Source organism: Flavobacterium antarcticum DSM 19726, from assembly GCF_000419685.1.
Classification (GTDB): domain Bacteria; phylum Bacteroidota; class Bacteroidia; order Flavobacteriales; family Flavobacteriaceae; genus Flavobacterium; species Flavobacterium antarcticum.
In genome coordinates, this window is the sequence record NZ_ATTM01000003.1 from 268,445 (window position 1) to 286,892 (window position 18,448).

At 34.4% G+C, this 18,448-nt stretch carries 18 protein-coding genes; 10 read left to right on the forward strand and 8 right to left on the reverse strand.

Going from position 1 to position 18,448, the window contains the following annotated elements; all coding sequences use genetic code 11:
• Positions 1–20: 20 nt before the first annotated feature.
• From YWA_RS0106495 to YWA_RS0106510, 4 genes are all read right to left on the reverse strand, one after another.
• Positions 21–575, reverse strand: coding sequence for a CopD family protein (locus tag YWA_RS0106495; RefSeq protein WP_022827690.1), 555 nt, complete (start codon positions 573–575; stop codon positions 21–23).
• A 1-nt stretch (position 576) separates the two neighbouring features.
• A complete protein-coding gene (locus tag YWA_RS0106500) occupies positions 577–1,917 on the reverse strand; it encodes an MATE family efflux transporter (protein WP_022827691.1) in 1,341 nt (446 codons plus the stop codon).
• A 15-nt stretch (positions 1,918–1,932) separates the two neighbouring features.
• A complete protein-coding gene (gene hemH / locus YWA_RS0106505) occupies positions 1,933–2,949 on the reverse strand; it encodes a ferrochelatase (RefSeq protein ID WP_022827692.1) in 1,017 nt (338 codons plus the stop codon).
• A gap of 288 nt (positions 2,950–3,237) precedes the next feature.
• The gene (locus tag YWA_RS0106510; RefSeq protein ID WP_022827693.1) at positions 3,238–4,110 is read right to left on the reverse strand and encodes a helix-turn-helix domain-containing protein; all 873 of its coding nucleotides are present in this window, start codon (positions 4,108–4,110) and stop codon (positions 3,238–3,240) included.
• A 228-nt stretch (positions 4,111–4,338) separates the two neighbouring features.
• Between YWA_RS0106510 and hemA the strand changes: the two genes are divergently transcribed.
• The 9 genes from hemA to YWA_RS0106555 all read left to right on the forward strand — a co-directional run bounded on the left by hemA (position 4,339) and on the right by YWA_RS0106555 (position 12,970).
• The gene (gene hemA, locus YWA_RS0106515; RefSeq protein ID WP_026718636.1) at positions 4,339–5,592 is read left to right on the forward strand and encodes a glutamyl-tRNA reductase; all 1,254 of its coding nucleotides are present in this window, start codon (positions 4,339–4,341) and stop codon (positions 5,590–5,592) included.
• Positions 5,593–5,649: 57 nt separating this feature from the next.
• Complete coding sequence (hemC, locus tag YWA_RS0106520; protein WP_022827695.1) at positions 5,650–6,579, forward strand: hydroxymethylbilane synthase; 930 nt, start codon at positions 5,650–5,652, stop codon at positions 6,577–6,579.
• Positions 6,580–6,589: 10 nt separating this feature from the next.
• A complete protein-coding gene (locus YWA_RS0106525; protein WP_022827696.1) occupies positions 6,590–8,332 on the forward strand; it encodes a TrkH family potassium uptake protein in 1,743 nt (580 codons plus the stop codon).
• Between the two features lie 12 nt (positions 8,333–8,344).
• Positions 8,345–9,034, forward strand: coding sequence for a potassium channel family protein (locus YWA_RS0106530; protein WP_022827697.1), 690 nt, complete (start codon positions 8,345–8,347; stop codon positions 9,032–9,034).
• 5 nt (positions 9,035–9,039) lie between these two features.
• Complete coding sequence (locus tag YWA_RS0106535; protein ID WP_026718637.1) at positions 9,040–9,717, forward strand: uroporphyrinogen-III synthase; 678 nt, start codon at positions 9,040–9,042, stop codon at positions 9,715–9,717.
• A gap of 45 nt (positions 9,718–9,762) precedes the next feature.
• Entirely contained in the window at positions 9,763–10,788 is a 1,026-nt protein-coding gene (gene hemE, locus YWA_RS0106540; RefSeq protein ID WP_022827699.1) for a uroporphyrinogen decarboxylase, read from the forward strand.
• A 66-nt stretch (positions 10,789–10,854) separates the two neighbouring features.
• Entirely contained in the window at positions 10,855–11,235 is a 381-nt protein-coding gene (locus YWA_RS0106545) for a hypothetical protein (RefSeq protein ID WP_022827700.1), read from the forward strand.
• Between the two features lie 85 nt (positions 11,236–11,320).
• Positions 11,321–12,154 carry a BRO-N domain-containing protein gene (locus tag YWA_RS0106550; protein ID WP_022827701.1) on the forward strand — a complete coding sequence of 278 codons (834 nt, stop codon included), beginning with the start codon at positions 11,321–11,323 and terminating at the stop codon, positions 12,152–12,154.
• A 162-nt stretch (positions 12,155–12,316) separates the two neighbouring features.
• Positions 12,317–12,970 carry a metal-dependent transcriptional regulator gene (locus tag YWA_RS0106555; RefSeq protein WP_022827702.1) on the forward strand — a complete coding sequence of 218 codons (654 nt, stop codon included), beginning with the start codon at positions 12,317–12,319 and terminating at the stop codon, positions 12,968–12,970.
• On the opposite strand, the gene YWA_RS15530 is transcribed toward YWA_RS0106555, so the two are convergent.
• From YWA_RS15530 to YWA_RS0106575, 4 genes are read right to left on the reverse strand one after another with little or no spacing between them, the layout of a single operon-like run.
• On the reverse strand, positions 12,967–13,101 hold the full coding sequence (locus tag YWA_RS15530) for a FeoB-associated Cys-rich membrane protein (RefSeq protein WP_022827703.1): 135 nt from the start codon (positions 13,099–13,101) through the stop codon (positions 12,967–12,969). The two genes, YWA_RS0106555 and YWA_RS15530, sit on opposite strands and share 4 nt — an antisense overlap.
• 1 nt (position 13,102) lies before the next feature.
• The gene (feoB, locus tag YWA_RS0106565) at positions 13,103–15,205 is read right to left on the reverse strand and encodes a ferrous iron transport protein B (RefSeq protein WP_022827704.1); all 2,103 of its coding nucleotides are present in this window, start codon (positions 15,203–15,205) and stop codon (positions 13,103–13,105) included.
• 6 nt (positions 15,206–15,211) lie between these two features.
• A complete protein-coding gene (locus YWA_RS0106570; RefSeq protein WP_022827705.1) occupies positions 15,212–15,445 on the reverse strand; it encodes a FeoA family protein in 234 nt (77 codons plus the stop codon).
• Positions 15,446–15,502: 57 nt separating this feature from the next.
• Entirely contained in the window at positions 15,503–16,174 is a 672-nt protein-coding gene (locus YWA_RS0106575) for an SCO family protein (protein ID WP_022827706.1), read from the reverse strand.
• A gap of 132 nt (positions 16,175–16,306) precedes the next feature.
• On the opposite strand from YWA_RS0106575, the gene YWA_RS0106580 reads away from it, so the two are divergent.
• Positions 16,307–18,367: a M13 family metallopeptidase gene (locus YWA_RS0106580; RefSeq protein WP_022827707.1), complete on the forward strand. Its 2,061-nt coding sequence runs from the start codon at positions 16,307–16,309 to the stop codon at positions 18,365–18,367.
• Positions 18,368–18,448: the final 81 nt, after the last annotated feature.

Here is an 18,448-nt window from a genome sequence, read left to right on the forward strand (position 1 = left end):
TTGATTCTTCTTAGCATAATTTACGACTGATTCCGCTCCCGAATTTTCTTGTAGAATTTAAATCCTAACATAATGATAATCGAAAACAGGAAGATTCCGATAACTCCATAAATCCAATTTACGGCATTTTTTAGGATAACCAAAAAGACAACGGCAAATAAAATAATTGTAGCACCTTCATTGAAAAGTCGCATCCAAGTATTTGAGTATTTTACGACATCTTTTTGCAATTCACTAAAGATGATTTGGCATTTCCAATGGTACAAATAGAGTGCAAAAACGAAGCCAAGTTTAACATGCATCCAAGGCTGATGCAACCAAGCTTTTCCGTAATCCGTAAAAAACAACATCCAAAAGGCAAAAATGCTCGCCAAAACCGCCGATGGCCATGTAATTATATACCACAAGCGATAGGTCATAATTTTATACTGCTTCTGCAAAATTTCCTTTTCAGGCGATTCTTTTTTAGCAGCTTCAATTTGGTAAACAAATAACCGAACAATATAAAATAAACCTGAAAACCAAGTAATTACAAAAATTAAATGCAAAGATTTGATGTAATTATAATATTCCATTTTAGCTCGTGGTTAGGTGCGTTTTCATTTCTCGATTCAGAAAATAATAAGTAATTATGGTGGACAATACATCTGAAATCGGGAATGCAATCCAAGCACCAAAAATACCAAAAAAATTGGGCAATATTAAAACTAATGGAATTAAGAAAAATCCTTGTTTACTTAACGTCAAAAACAATGCTTTTTTCGCTTTTCCAGCCGCTTGAAAATAAGCGGCACCAATTAACTGAATAGCTATAATAGGTGAAGCTGCAAAAACCCATCGCAAAGCATTTGGTGTTTCGGCTAAAACTGTTTCGTCTGTAGTAAAAACAGCCACAATTTGTCTCGTAAATATTAGAATCACCACATAAATTATGGTGGCTAAAATCGCTGCATATTTTATGGAAATAAATATAGTTTCCTTGACTCGTTTATGGTTATTTGCTCCGTAATTATATCCTGCAATAGGCAGAAAACCCTGTGTAATTCCCAAAACAGGAAACAAGGCAAACATCAACATCCGACTTATAATTCCGTAAATCACTACGGATTGTTCGCCTCCGTAAGTGTACAAAGTGTGATTTAAAATAATCGCTAAAATACTTACTACACCTTGTCTCGAGAACGTAACAAAACTCAAGGAAGTGATTTCTTTTACGATTGGAAAATTGAACTTCATGTCGTGCAACTTCAGTCGGAGTTCACTTCGGTAAATAAAAAACCAAACGATGAAAACGAAACAGGTAAAATAAGATATGGCTGTTGCCAAAGCAGCTCCAAACATTCCCATGTCCAAATATTTTATAAACAAAATGTCCAGTAAAATATTGGCGAAAGCCGGAATAATCATCGCATACATGGCAAACTTTGCCTTTCCTTCAGCCCGAATGACGGCATTTCCCATCATCGAAAGTGCGAGGAATGGAACTGAAACAATGATTGGAAAAAAGAATTCTTTTGCCGGTTGCACAATTGCACCTTGTGCTCCAAAAAGTAATAACATTTCGTCGCTGAAGAAAATTCCTAACAACACGAAAACGGTGGCCAACACAAACGTCATCAAAATTTGATTGGCAAATGTGTTGACCGCCTTTTCTTTATTTCCCGAACCTAAAGCACGTGATAAAACAGAACTTCCTCCAATTCCGACAGCCATTCCTAAAGAAGAGATGAAAAACGTCATCGGAAGGACAACTGTTACTGCAGCAATTGCCAATGAACCAATCCATTGACCGACGAAAATAGTATCTACAAGAATATTAACCGACATAAACAAGATTCCGACAGATGCCGGAACTGCTTGTTTTATCAGTAAAGATTTAATGCTTTTATTTCCTAATTCTTCGGAGGTTACCGCCATAAATTAATTTAGTTCCTAGTTTTTTTGGAAATCTGAAATCCAATTTGTTACCGTTTCAACCCACGCATCATCGTCATTTAAACATGGAATGGCTAAAAATTCTTCACCTCCGTTTTTCTCAAAATCTTCCTTCGCTCTCATAGCGATTTCTTCTAAAGTTTCCAAGCAATCCGTTACAAAAGCAGGCGTTACCACCGCGATTTTCTTAATACCTCGACTTGGCATAGCGTCAATTTCTGTATCGGTATAAGGTCGAAGCCATTTGTCTCCAGCTAAACGTGATTGGAACGTTTGCGTGTATTTATCTTTTGGAAGTTGCAATTGTTCCGCAACTAATCGTGTCGTTTCATAACATTGGTGACGGTAGCAAAATTCATGAGCCGGTGAAGGCGTATTGCAGCAGGAACCGTCAATTTTACAATGCGATTTCGTTACGTCAGTTTTACGAATATGTCTTTCTGGAATTCCGTGGTACGAGAAAACCAGTTGGTCGTAATCATAACCTTCAAGATTCGTTCTGATCTTATCAGCTAAATTCTTAATGTAATCCGGCTTATTGTAAAAAGCGGGAACATTTGTGAACTTCATATTTGGATATTCTTTTTTGCGAATTTCTTCGGCTAAAACCAAAATTGTCAACGTAGATGCCATCGCATATTGTGGATACAATGGAAAAAGCATCACATCTGTAACACCTTGATCGTGCAATTCTTTCAATCCTTTTGCAATTGACATTTCTCCGTAACGCATGCACAAAGCCACAGGAATGTTAACTTTGGCTTGTACTTTTTTATGCATTCTTTCGGAAAGCACAATAAGTGGTGAACCTTCATCCCACCAAATTTCCTTGTAGGCATGAGCTGATTTCTTTGGTCGAACTTGTAAAATAATTCCACGAACCAGCAAAGCTCTTAATAAAAATGGAACGTCAATAACGTATTTATCCATTAAAAATTCATCTAAATAGGGCTTTACATCTTTCGGTTCTGGACTTTTTGGCGAACCAAGATTTACTAATAATACTCCTTTCATATCGGTATTTGGTTTTTAACAAATATAACGAAGTCAATTTTCGTTATGTTTTGGATTAACTATATTTTGTTTATTGTTTAATTATGCTTTTGTGCTTTGTGTGAAAGTTTTTGCCACAAATTTCACGAATATAATTTTTTGAAATTAAAACATAATGTTTCATATTATTAAAAATCCGTAAATTTTTTGACACGAATTTCACAGATTATCACGAATTTAATTTCTCATATTTGTGAAGATTAGTGCAATTCGTGGCTAATCTTAATTCTATTTACGATAATTATCACATTATGTATTTACATTCATTGACATCAAATATTTTTTTGGTGTCGTGGCGTATTTCTTTTTGAAAGCGGCGATGAAATGACTTCCGGTACTGTAGCCAATTTTCAAGCCAACTTCATTTACATTATATGAACCTGAATCAAGTAATTTTCGGGCATAATCCATTTTGTAATCAAATAGAAAACCGTAAACGGTATCGCCATAAATTTGCTTGAAACCCATTTTAAGTTTCTTTAAATTCAAACCCACTTGATCTGCTAATTCTTGTAATCCAGGCGGTTCAGAAATATTGCTTAAAATGATTTCTTTCGCTTGACGAATTTTCATTACGTTTTCTTCGTCAATTAAAAATGGACATTGTTCTGCATTTGGGTCTTCGGTTCTGTTGAAATAAAGACTTAATAACTCGTATCCTTTTCCACGATAATACAAGTTTTTAATCGACGGATTTAAGTTGAAATGAAATATTTGACTCAACACAATTGACATCGACGGACTGATCTTTCCATCGTTATAATATTTCTTATCTTGATTTTCATCGCTCAAAAACGGAATGTAATCCGCTTCTGATGAAAACAAAGCATGAAACTTTTTAATGGAAATAATGACAGATATCACCCAAGTATTTGGACCAATTTCTAAATTTAGAGGGAGTTCTTTTTGAGGATTATACAACAATAAGGAATGTTCTTCTCTCAATTCTAACGCATAAGTTCCTTGATTGAACACAAATTTTGCTTTTCCTTTGATGCCAAAGTGAAACTGTATTAACCCTTGATTAACAGGCCTTTTGACCATCATATTTTCATTTTCATCATTTTGAAAACGAATTAAAATAAAATCTTCTTCAATTATTATTACTTCTTGAGAACCCATAGCGATGTTTTTTCGTAAATGTTCTTGAAGGCAAGTCACAATTCTATTTAGAATTATTCTACATAAGACATTTGTAAAGACTTGAATTCATTGCAAATTTAATAGAAATAACGGTGAAAAGCCTAATTTGGTTTAAAAATCTTAAAGCGACACAAATAGTCCCTCTAGCGTTACTTTTATCATAAGCATAGTAATAATTTTGTCAAACATTTTGGAAGAATGTCAATTATGGAAAACAACAATACTTCGAAACCTCAATATTTTTACGCTGTTGGCTTGAGCTATAAAAAAGCAGATGCAGTTGTTAGAGGAAAATTTAGTTTGGACGCTAACGCAAAAAACAATTTATTGATTCAAGCAAAACAGGAAGGCATTCAAAGCATGACTGTAACGTCAACTTGTAACCGTACAGAAATTTACGGTTTTGCTGAACATCCTTTTCAGTTAATCAAATTGATTTGTGAAAACAGTAACGGAAGTGTTGAAGAATTTCAGAAAGTTGGTTTCGTCTATAAAAACCAAGAAGCCGTAAATCACATGTTTCGTGTAGGAACGGGTTTAGACAGCCAAATATTAGGTGACTTTGAAATTATCAGTCAGTTAAGAAACAGCTTTACAGAATCGAAAGCACACGGATTAATCAATACTTATTTAGACCGTTTGATTAATATGGTGATTCAAACCAGTAAAAAAATCAAAAACGAAACTGAAATTAGTAGTGGTGCAACTTCTGTATCATTTTCTGCTGTTCGTTACATTATGAATAATGTGCAGAATATTTCAGAGAAAAATATTTTACTTTTCGGGACAGGAAAAATTGGTAGAAATACATGCGAAAATTTAGTAAAACATACTAAAAACGAGCATATCACTTTAATCAACCGTACGAAAGACAAAGCAGAAAAGTTAGCAAGTAAATTAAATTTAATTGTAAAAGACTATTCTGAATTACACGTTGAACTTCAGAAAGCAGATGTTGTAGTTGTTGCGACTGGTGCTCAAAATCCAACAATTGACAAAGCTATTTTAAATCTAAAAAAACCAATCTTGATTTTAGATTTATCGATTCCTAAAAACGTGCATGAAAATGTAACCGAATTGGAAGGTGTCACTTTAATCCACATGGATCATCTTGCTTTGATGACAGATGAAACATTGGAAAAAAGAAAAAACCAAATTCCTGCAGCAGAAAAAATTATCGAAATTTACAAGGAAGAGTTTATGACTTGGACGAAAGCTAGAAAATTTGCTCCAACGATTCATGCTTTGAAAGAAAAACTGAATGCGATTAAGTGTTCTGAAATGGCAAATCAAAGTAAAAAAATTGCAGATTTCAACGAAGAACAAGCAGAAATTATCAGCAATAGAATTATCCAGAAAATCACGACACACTTTGCCAATCACCTGAAACATGATGATACCATGGTAGACGAAAGCATCGGTTGGATTGAAAAAGTGTTTCAAATAGAAGCAGCAAGATAATTTTAATATTAAATTCAAATTTCAAACTTCTGAAAATTGATATAAAAATACGTATTTGTGGTAGAGAAAGTAATTAGAATTGGGACTCGCGATAGCGAATTAGCATTATGGCAAGCCCACACAGTTCAAAAGAAAATAAATGATTTAGGGTATAAAACAGAAATAATCGCAGTGAAATCTCAAGGTGATATCATGTTAGACAAACCGCTTTATGAACTTGGAATTACCGGAATTTTCACAAAAACATTAGATATTGCAATGCTGAATGGCACAATCGATATCGCTGTGCATTCTATGAAAGATGTTCCAACAGCTTTACCAAAAGGAATTGTTCAAGCAGCTGTTTTACCGCGTGCCAACTCAATCGACTTATTGATTCACAAAGGAAATTTAGACTTTCTAAACAGCGATGGAATTATTGCAACGGGAAGTTTGCGTCGTCAAGCTCAATGGTTCAGTAAATATCCATCTCATACCGTTGTAGATTTACGTGGAAATGTAAATACACGAATGCAAAAATTGAAAGATAATCCTTGGAACGGCGCTATTTTTGCCGCAGCAGGATTGGAACGAATCAATTTAAAACCAGAGAATTACTTAAATTTAGATTGGATGATTCCAGCACCAGCTCAAGGTGCAATGGTGGTTGTTGCCATGGAACATGATTCGTTCTGCCGAGAAGTTATTGGTAAATTAAATGACGAAGCAACCGATATTTGTACAAAAGTAGAACGTGACTTTCTTCGCACTTTAGAAGGAGGCTGTACGGCACCAATTGGCGCTTTTGCAACTATTAAGGAAGACATCATTGAATTAGAAGGAATTTTGCTTTCTATTGATGGGCAGACGAAAATCGAAGTTAAAAAACAAACTACAATCACAAATCATAAAAATTTTGGCGTTCTTTGTGCTACCGAAGTTTTAGAAAATGGAGGAACTGAACTAATGAAATCTATAAAAATTTCATTAGGTACTCTGAACAAATAAAATCGTTTACGTGCAAAAAGAGGCAATTCTTAAATTTATCTATCGATTTTTCGATATTTTCGTCTTGGCCTTTTTGGTTTTCGACTTTGGATATACCGTAAACGAAAGTTATAAAACACCTAAATTTATTGGACTTGTAAGCATAACTCTTGCTTTATTAGCATTCAATATTTTCAAATTCTACTATTATACTACTACCGGAAAGAAACGAATATCACTGTTTAATTCTTTCATTTTAGCAGGACTTCTTTTAACCTCAATAATTGTCGCTTTAGTCAATCTTGACTTGTATTATCTAGATGTTTTCCGAAAGATAAAACCCATTTTAGAAGCCGGTTTGTTTATGTATTTCATTATACGACTGATGCTTTTGGTCCGTTATATCTACCAAGTTTACTATAATCCAGCTATTGTTTTTGTAGGAAGTTTCTTTGTGATTATTCTCGTAGGAACCATTTTACTATTACTTCCAACAGCAACTACAGGTTCAATAACTTTTACTGACGCTTTCTTTACAGCGACAAGTGCGGTTTGCGTTACCGGTTTAACCGTCATAAATGTATCGAACGAATTGACATTTCTAGGCCAAACCATTCTTATCTCGTTAATCCAAATTGGAGGTTTAGGAATTTTAACCTTTACCTCGTTCTTCTCTTTCTTCTTTAGAGGAAGTTCAAGTTTCAAAGAAGGACTCAATGTAAAAGATTTCACCGCACAAGAAAATTTACGCGACGTACTTAAAGCAGCACTAAATATTGTTGCTTTTACTGTTTTTATAGAGGCTATTGGAGCAGTTTTTATATATACGTCCATTATGGACAATCCTGCAATAACAGATAAAGTCTATTTTTCGATTTTCCACTCGATTTCAGCGTTCTGTAATGCAGGATTTTCAATTGTAGAAAATGGATTTAGCGAAAGCTACATTAAATTCAACTACTATATTCAGTGGGTTGTAATGTTTTTAATCATCTTTGGAGGTTTAGGATACACTATTATTTTCAACTTTTCACAGTATATTAAAACGTCAATCGTACAATTTTTCCAACGAGCATCTGTTCCTAAAAAAGTCAGAATGTTATCTGTGAATGCGAAAATTGTCTTATTTACTACTTTACTGTTACTCGTAGGTGGTTTTGCATTTTTCATTATTGCAGAACAAAATAATCTGTTACTTGAACATAAAACGTATTTTGGTAAAATTACACAAGCCGCTTTTCACTCCGTATCTCCTAGAACTGCAGGTTTCAACACGGTAGATTACAGCCAGATGAAAGTGCCATCGCTATTATTTATGATTTTTCTGATGTGGGTGGGAGCTTCTCCAGCCTCAACCGGTGGTGGTATAAAAACGAGTACTTTTGCATTAGCATCCTTAAATATTATCGCTGTAGCGAGAGGTAAAAATAAAATTCAAATTTTTGGACGTCGCATTTCAAGCGAATCTACACACCGTGCTTTTGCCATTTTGTGTATTTCACTATTTGTAATTGGTGCTGCAATAATTACAATATTAAGTTTTGAACCTGCAGGAACAGATGTGCTTTCAGTGGTTTTTGAATGTTTCTCAGCTTACAGTACGGTTGGTTTAACAATGGGTTTTACAACTGAAATGTCGGAGCCAAGCAAATATGTTATTATTGCCACAATGTTCATCGGACGAATCGGAATGCTCAACTTAATGATTGGTTTACTACGTGAAATCAACCATCAATTTTATGAGTATCCAAAAGAAAATATTTTGATTAACTAAAATCGAAAAAACATGAAAATTATAGTTTTTGGTTTGGGAAACTTCGGAATGTCATTGGCGATAAGCCTTACAGAAACAGGAAACGAAGTGATTGGTGTTGACAAACAAATGGACAAAGTGAATTTAATTAAAGATAAAATTTCACACGCCATTTGCATGGATTCCACGAACGAATTAGCATACACAGCACTTCCGTTGAATGATTCAGATAAAGTTGTTGTAGCTATTGGTGAGAATGAAGGTGCTGCCATAATTACCACGGCAATTATCAAGAAATTATCGGATGTAAAGATTATCAGTCGCGCCTTGTCGCCTATTCACGATACAGTTTTGGAAGCAATGGGAATTCATAGCATTGTACATCCCGAACAAGAATCAGCGGATAGATTGACCAAGCAAATCAATTTTAAAACTACGTTAGAAAACTACCAATTAGACGATAATTATACGATATCTGAAGTAAAATCAAAACCTGAATTTCACGGAAAGACACTTGCGGAATTAAATTCAATTGACAAATACCATTTGAATTTAATTACGATTATTCGCAAGAGAGAAAAAACAAATTTGATGGGAAAGAAAACGATTATTAAAGAAACGATTGGACTTCCTAAACCCGACACCGTTTTATTAGAAGATGATATTTTAGTCGTTTTTGGCGAAAATAAAAATATTTCATTCTATTGTGATTGTGTAAAATAACTGAAATGAAAGAACCTATTCGAATACTTTCCACCAAAAAATTATTGGTTAATCAAAAGCAGTTTTTGCTTAACGCCAATATTTCCCTTGTGGAAGCTGATTTTATTTCAATTGAGCAGAAGAAAGTTGCCATTGAAACTGTAAATGAGAACTTAATTTTTACAAGTCAAAACTCAGTTTTGAGTGTCGTTGAAAATTTAGAAGGAACTGAAACGCTCGAATTACTGAAGAAGAAAAATGTTTTTTGCGTAGGCATGAAAACAAAAGGTCTTCTAGAAGAAAACGGCTTTAATGTAATTGCTTATACAGGTTATGCGGCTGATTTGGCTGAAATTATCACTTTGATTTACGGAAAAGAAAAATTTACTTTCTTCAGTGGAAATTTAAGACGCGATACATTACCAGATGCTTTGTCTGAAGCAAAAGTAGTTTTCAACGAAATTAAAGTGTACGAAACGGATTTGACTCCACAGAAGATAAGCGGTACCTTTGATGGAATCTTATTTTACAGTCCATCGGGAATTGAAAGTTATTTGAAAAACAATAAAATTAAGAATGAAACTTGCTTTTGCATCGGAACAACGACGGCAGATGCTTTAGAAAATGTAACAACTAATGTAGTAATTGCGAACCAACCGACGATTGAAAACGTAATTATTCAATGTATAAATTTTTATAAATAAAATCTTTTGAGTTTTTAGAATTCAAAAGGAACAAACCACAAAATTATGATTAAGAACGATTTGTTTTTGAAAGCATTAAAAGGAGAAACGGTTCAACGACCACCAGTTTGGATGATGCGTCAAGCGGGAAGATATTTGCCAGAATTCATGGCTTTGCGTGATAAATACGACTTTTTCACACGTTGTAGAACCCCAGAAATCGCAGCCGAAATAACTGTTCAACCCATAAGAAGAATTGCTCCAGATGCAGCTATTTTGTTCTCGGATATTTTAGTAATTCCACAAGCAATGGGACTTGAAGTGTTGATGAAAGAAGATTTCGGACCGTTTGTGCCAAATCCAATTCGCACGATTCAGGACGTTGAAAGAGTAATCGTTCCAGACGTTCACGAAACATTGCAATACGTTTTTGACGCGATCAAGTTGACTAAAGAAATGCTTAACGACGAAGTGCCATTAATTGGTTTTGCAGGTTCGCCTTGGACCATTATGTGTTACGCTGTTGAAGGAAGAGGTTCAAAAAGTTTTGATAAAGCAAAAGGATTTTGTTTCCAATATCCAGAAGCAGCTCACGTTTTATTGCAAAAAATTACAGATACGACGATTTTATATTTGAAAGAAAAAGTAAAAGCGGGTGTAAATGCAGTTCAGATTTTCGACTCTTGGGGAGGAATGTTGGCTCCAGCAGATTACCAAGAATTTTCATGGAAATACATTAACCAAATTGTTGAAGCATTAGCAGACGACGCTCCTGTTATTGTTTTTGGAAAAGGATGTTGGTTTGCTTTAGGCGAAATGGGAAAAAGTAGAGCTTCTGCATTAGGAGTGGATTGGACTTGTTCTCCAAGAAACGCACGTTACCTTTCAGGTGGAAATATCACATTGCAAGGAAACTTTGACCCATCAAGATTATTGTCACCAATTCCTGTTATCAAGAAAATGGTACATGAAATGATTGACGATTTCGGAAAAGATAAATATATCGTAAACTTAGGCCACGGAATCTTACCAAATATTCCAGTTGACCACGCCAAAGCGTTTATCGATGCGGTAAAAGAATACGGTAACTAAAATATAGTTTTAAATCGCAGTTTTCAGACTATTGGAAACTGCGATTTTATTTTAAACAATAACGGAATGCCTTTAAATAAAAGTTTACGCGACGAAGAAAAGGAACGCATCAATGCCATTTTAAAAAAATTGGTTGAACTGCTTTATGTTCTTAATTTTGGAAAAGCTGAAATTGACGAAGAGTTGAAAAGCCTTGGTTTAACAACTGAAGTGCTTTTGAATTCATCAGGAACTGAGTTAATTGAACATTTAGGAAAACTAAATTTCGATTGGGAAAACACAGAGAAATTTGCAGATTATTTAGTGCTGTTATCCGATAAAATGGTTTCTGAAAAGCAAAATTTAATAGAAAAAGCGTTACTGATTTACAATTACATTCAGAGTGAAAGTAAAACGTTTTCTTTTGATATTTTCGGTAAGATTGGCGTGGCGAAAGGGAAATTATAACAGAATTTAAGTTGATAAAATTCTGATATTCAAATTATTTCAATCGAAATATTGATTAAATTGTACTTCCAAAAAACCTGTAATTATGACTAAAGAAACCGCCATAAAGCTATTTGAAGAAAAACAAATTCGTTCCGTTTGGAGTGACGAGGAAGAGAAATGGTATTTCTCAATTGTTGATGTTGTAGGAGTGCTTTCTGAAAGCCCGAATCCCAATAATTATTGGAAAGTTTTAAAAAATCGACTTAAAAAAGAGGGAAGTCAGTTGGTTACAAATTGTAACCAACTGAAATTAAAATCTGCTGACGGAAAATTTTATAAAACCGATGTAGCTGACACTGAACAACTTTTTCGTCTAATTCAATCCGTTCCATCTCCAAAAGCAGAGCCATTTAAATTATGGATTGCGAAAGTAGCTCGTGAACGCATTGACGAAATCGAAGACCCGGAAATTGGAATTGACCGATTAATGGAAACTTATCTGAAGAAAGGCTATTCAAAAGAATGGGTCAATCAGCGTTTAAAAAGCATTGAAGTCCGAAAAGATTTGACTGACGAATGGGATAAGAGAGGCGTGAAAAAGGGTCAAGAATATGCAATTCTTACGGATGAAATCACAAAAGCGTGGAGTGGATTATCCGTCAAAAAATATAAAAATCACAAAGATTTAAAGAAAGAAAATTTGCGTGATAACATGAGTAATTTAGAATTAGTTCTAAATATGTTAGCAGAAGTTACTACAACAGAAATCAGCAAAGAAAAGAAACCACAAACATTTACCGAAAATAAAGAAATAGCCAATCAAGGCGGTACAATCGCAGGAAATACCCGAAAAGAAATTGAAGAGAAAACGGGTAAAAAAGTAGTCAATACTTTAAAAGCATCCGATTATCTTGAAAATAAAAAAGTATTGGAATAAAGAAAATATGATTTTAAATTAGTCGGAACCATCTATTATAAGGCTGAATGAAAATCACAAACAATATGTATATCTATTAAAGAACAGAGTAAAGAACCTGTATTATAAAGTAAATCTAAAATTACGTTATCTTTAACCTGTAAAGAATAAAACACCTTAAGCATGACTTTTTCAGAAGAGAATTACCTCAAAACAATATACCACCTTACTACTTTTTTAGACACAGAAATTAGCACAAATGCTATTGCTGAAAAAATGGCTACAAAAGCTTCATCTGTTACAGATATGTTGAAAAAATTAGCTGAAAAAGACTTGGTTCATTATAAAAAGTACCAAGGCGTTTCATTAACCGAAAACGGGAAATTAGCGGCGAAAATGATTGTTAGAAAGCACCGTTTATGGGAAGTATTCTTGGTCGAAAAATTAGATTTTTCTTGGGATGAAGTGCACGACGTCGCTGAACAATTAGAGCACATTAAATCGGAGAAATTAATAAATAAACTGGATCTGTTTTTAGGAAATCCAACTGAAGATCCACATGGCGATCCCATTCCCGATGCAAAAGGAAATATTGTAAAAATTGAGAAACAGTTGTTGTCCGAAATTAATCCGCAGAAAAAGACAATTTGTGTGGGTGTAAAAGATACGTCTACCGAATTTTTGCAGTATTTGGACAAGCAAAAAATTGCTTTAGGCTCTGCAATTGAAGTGATTTCGAAAGAAGATTTTGATGCGTCGTTACTTATTAAAGTGAATGGTCATGAATTAGTTGTTTCTAATAAAATAGCAAGCAATTTATACGTTCAGTTGACTTAATGACAACCGCCACATTCGTCATCTGTACCGCAACTTTTTTTGTTTTTCTTTTTCCAAAAGAACTTTTTGAATAAGAAAAACACGGCTGCAAATAAGATTATAAAAGCAATTATTTCCTGAGTGTCAATCATTTTATTTTAGTATTTGATAAGCAAGTAACGCCACAACATAAGCCAAACCACTCATTAAAAACAGCTGAATTACAGGCCATTTCCAAGTATTGGTTTCCTTTTTTGTAATCGCTAACGTACTCGCACATTGCATTGCAAAGGCATAAAAAAGCAAAAGTGAGATTCCAGTAGGTAAATCAAAGATTTTCTTGCCTGTGATTGGATCAACTTCGGAGGCCATTTTATTTTTTATTGTTGTTTCATTATCTACATCACCAACACTGTAAATTGTAGCTAGTGTTCCTACAAAAACTTCACGAGCCGCAAAAGAAGTAATTAAAGCAATTCCAATCTTCCAATCGTATCCCAAAGGTTTAATAACAGGTTCAATTCCGCGACCCATAATTCCGATGTAGGAATTTTCAAGTTTTTGAGAATTAATTTCTGATTCTATTTCGTGCTCAGTTGCATTCTCAAATTTTGGATTTGCTTTTACAATATTGTCTGCATTGTTAAAAGCATCTCCAGGACCATAGGAAGCTAGAAACCATAGAATAATAGAAATCGCTAGGATGATTTTTCCCGCTCCAGCCACAAATGCTCTGGTTTTTTCCAAAACATTAATACCCACATTTTTAAGAATGGGTAATTTATAATTTGGCATTTCAATCACGAAGAATGTTTTGCCTTTGATTTTTAAAATTTTATTCAGAATATATGCCGCTAAAATCGCGCTTCCAAATCCCAACATATACAAGAACATCAATGTCAATCCTTGTGCATTAAAAATACCTAGAATTCGTGTTTTAGGAATCACTAAAGAAATTAAAATAGTGTAAACCGGTAATCTTGCAGAACAAGTGGTAAAAGGCGTTACAAGAATTGTAATGAGTCGTTCTTTCCAGTTTTCAATATTTCGCGTCGCCATAATTGCCGGAATTGCACAAGCCGTTCCTGAAATTAATGGCACCACACTTTTTCCGCTTAAGCCAAATTTTCGCATCAGTTTGTCCATTAAAAACACCACCCGACTCATATAACCGCTTTCTTCTAAAATGGAAATGAACAGAAAAAGAAAGGCAATCTGAGGGATGAAAATTACAATTCCACCAATTCCAGGAATAATTCCCTGCGAAATTAAATTAGTCAAAACTCCTGAAGGCAAGTTTTCTGCCGTATATGCACTTAAACTTGCAAAAGTTTCATCAATAAAATCCATTGGAATACTTGACCAATCGAATATAGATTGAAAAATCAGCAATAGAATTCCGAAGAAAATAACGTAACCCCAGATTTTATGGGTCAATATTCGGTCTAACCTGCTTTGAAGATCGGATGCTTTTGCAACATCGATCGTTCTTCCCACTTTCAAAACATCATTTATATATTGATACCTTTTAATGGTTTCTTTTTGCTGTAAACGCTTAAGTTCTGAATTTGGCTTTGCAAAATTATTCGTGTCGACAACATTTTTATCCAACTTAGAAAAGTTGACATCTTGCGTGATGACCAACCATAATTTGTATAAAGATTGTGTAGGAAATGCTTTTCGTAAACTATCAAAATAAGGAACATCTATACTCGAAGCATTCAAACAAGGTTTCGTTGAAAGTGCATTGTACTCCACAATCATCATTTTCAAATTGTCAAAACCAATTTTTTTCCGCGAACTTACTAAAGCAATACGCGTGTTAAATTTTTCCTCGAGGTAAGGAATATCTAGAGAAATTCCTTTTACCGCCATTCGATCTGCCATGTTAATGACTAAAATGGTTGGAATTTCTAAATCTTTAATTTGGGTAAAAAGAAGTAAATTACGTTTTAAATTTTCAACATCCGTTACTACAATAGCGACATCTGGAAAAAGAGGATCATTTTTATTCATCAGAAGTTCAATCACGACATTTTCGTCGAGCGAACTTGCATTCAAACTATAGGTTCCAGGTAAGTCTAAAATAGAAGCCTTAAAATCTAATGGTAAATTACAAACACCCATTTTCTTTTCGACCGTAATTCCTGGATAATTTCCTACTTGTTGGTGTAATCCCGTTAGTAAGTTAAAAACAGATGTTTTTCCTGTATTGGGATTACCAATTAATGCGACTTTTATAGTATGACTGGCCATGACCTTTTATTCTTCAGAGGTTTCAATAAAAATATCTTTAGCCATTTCTATTCGAATCGCTAAAAAACTATCGTTGATATTTAAAAATAAGGGATCTCCCAAAGGAGCTTTTTGAATTAAAACAACTGAGTTTCCGGGCAAACAACCCATTTCAATTAATTTTAGTGGAATAACACTGCTATCGAAATCTGTAATAATGCCGTGTTCTCCAATTCGAAGTTGTGCGATAGACTTTTGCAAACCTTATTTAGATTAAATTTAGATTGCGAAAGTACAAATTTAAAATCTAATAAATCGTTAATTTTCGTTTTGTGATAACCATTTGATATCTTCAATAAGTCGGGTAATGTCTTCTGTTTTTGTACCGTCGTAAAATCCACGAACTCTACGGTGTGTATCTACTAAAATAAAATTCTCAGTATGCACCATATCGTACATTTCTTCAGGGCTTCCCGTTTTTACAGCTAAATAAGACTTGCGAGCTATTCCGTAAATTTCTTTTTTATCACCGGTTACTAAATTCCATTTCGAGTCAATCACGCCTTTTTCCAATGCGTATTTCTTTAAAACCGGCACGGAATCTTTGTCTGGTAAAACGGAATGCGAAAGTAACATTACTTTGCGATCGTTCATGGTTGCTTTTTGAATTTCAACCATATTGGAAGTCATCCGAGGACAAATGGTTTCGCAAGTAGTAAAGAAAAAGTCGGCTACGTATATTTTACCTTCATAATCTTTCTGGGTAATCGTCTTTCCATTTTGATTGGTGAACGAAAAATCAGCAATGGTGTGGTATTTTCTGACATGTTGAACGGTACTGTCTACTAATTCTACGTTTACATCCGAAGGATTCATTACCGGTAAACGCTTTTTAGGTGTCAAAACATTCATAAATAAGGAAATACTAACGATCGAAAAAATCAGAAATGTACCTATAATAATTCTGTATTGTTTGAGGAAAGCAATCATATCAAAAATTTGCTGTAAAAATACGAAAACATTCAAAATTAGCGGTCTTACAATTGTTATCTAAATCTTAAAATGCCTTTTTTATAGATGAAAAAATATATTTTTGTTATACTATAATAAATTTAGATTCATATGAAATATTATTTAAGCAAAAGAATGCTTTTTGTACTTCCTGTCTTGGTAGGTTTTTCAGAAATGCAGGGACAAACAAAGCCAACAAACACGCCAGGAATTGACGTAACCTTGATGGACAAATCTGTTCGTCCACAAGATGATTTCTTTCATTTTGTAAATGGTGATTGGTTGAAAAAAACCGAGATTCCAAGTGACAGAACGCGCTGGGGAAGTTTTGATGAATTGCGTCAAAATACCGATAACGATGCATTGGCTATTTTAAAAGAAGCAACAAAAAATCCGGCGTATACTTCAAGTACGGATCAAGGAAAAGCTGTTGGTTTGTTTGAAACCATCATGGATACTGTAACGCGGAACAAACAAGGAATTGCTCCTTTAAAACCTTATTTAGCAAAAATTGATAAAGTAAAAAACGTAAAAGATTTACAAGCTTTATTAATTGAAATGGAACCTATTGGCGGTTTAGGCTTCTTTGGAGTTGGCGTAGGATCAGATGCAAAAAATAGTGATAGAAATGTGGTAAATGTTGGTTTAGCTGGTTTAGGTTTGCCTGATCGCGATTATTACCTTTCTGATGATGCCGATTCAAAAGAGAAAAGAGCCAAATATGTAACGCACGTTGCAAGAATGTTACAATTCTTAGGCGAAAAACCTGCACAAGCAAAAATTGATGCCGCTAAAATCCTCGCTTTAGAAATTAAAATGTCAGAGCCACGTTTAGACCGTGTTGAACGTCGTGATAGTAGAAAAACCTACAATCCAATGAAAGTTGCTGATTTACAAAAATTGACGCCTTCGATTAATTGGAATACATATTTGAACGGTGTTGGTTTAAAAAACATTGATTCTGTAATTGTTTCGCAACCTAAATACATGACTTCTTTAGAAACTATTTTTAAAGAAAACAAAGTGGCAGATTGGAAAGCGTTCATGAAATGGTCTCTTTTACGTTCGTCTGCTTCTTTGTTGTCAAGCGAGATTGATCAAGCTAATTTTGATTTCTACGGAAAAACATTAACAGGAGCGATCAAGCAACGACCAGCTGAAGAAAGAGCTTTACAAGTGGTGAATGGTGCTACAGGAGAAGCGTTAGGAAAGTTATATGTGGAGAAAAAATTTCCAGCTGAAGCAAAAGCAAAAGCAGAGAAAATGATCAAGAATGTATTCTTAGCTTTTGAAAACAGAATCAACAACTTGCCATGGATGAAAAAAGCAACAAAAGTAGCTGCTGTTGAGAAACTACATAAATCCAGAGTGAAAATTGGTTACCCAGACAAATGGAAAGATTATTCAGCCTTGACGATTAAAAATCCAGAAGAAGGCGGTACATTTTTCTCAAACATGACTGCTATTGCTGAATGGGGTTTCAAGAAAAACATAGATGATTTAAACAAGCCTGTTGATAAAGACGAATGGTTTATGTCGCCTCAAACGGTAAATGCGTATTACAATCCTTCGTATAACGAAATTGTATTTCCAGCAGCAATTTTGCAACCGCCATTTTACGATTATCAAGCAGATGAAGCGGTAAATTATGGTGGAATTGGAGCGGTAATTGGGCACGAAATCTCACACGGTTTTGACGATTCTGGTTCGCGTTACAATGCAGATGGAAATTTAATCAACTGGTGGTCAGACGAAGATTTAAATTTATTTACCGGCTTAGGTGGAGCACTTGCTGATCAATACAGTGCATTGCAACCTTTACCAGGAACTTTTGTTGATGGTAAATTTACGCTAGGAGAAAATATTGGTGATTTAGGTGGTGTAAATGCAGCTTACGACGGTTTACAACTCTATTTGAAAGAAAATCCAAACCAACCTTTAATTGATGGCTTTACGCCAAACCAACGTTTCTTTATTTCATGGGCAACCATTTGGAGAACGAAAGCACGTGATGAAGCGATTAAAAACCAAGTGAAAACAGATCCGCATTCGCCAGGAAATTATAGAGCTTATGTGCCTTTGCAGAATGTTGATGCTTTTTACAAAGCGTTTGACATTAAAAAAGGAGACGGAATGTACATTGCTCCAGAAAACAGGGTTAAAATCTGGTAGAAAATAACAATCTCACTACAACTCAAAAAGGTCTCGAAAATTATTTTCTAGACCTTTTTTTTATGTATTTATCTAGTCCGT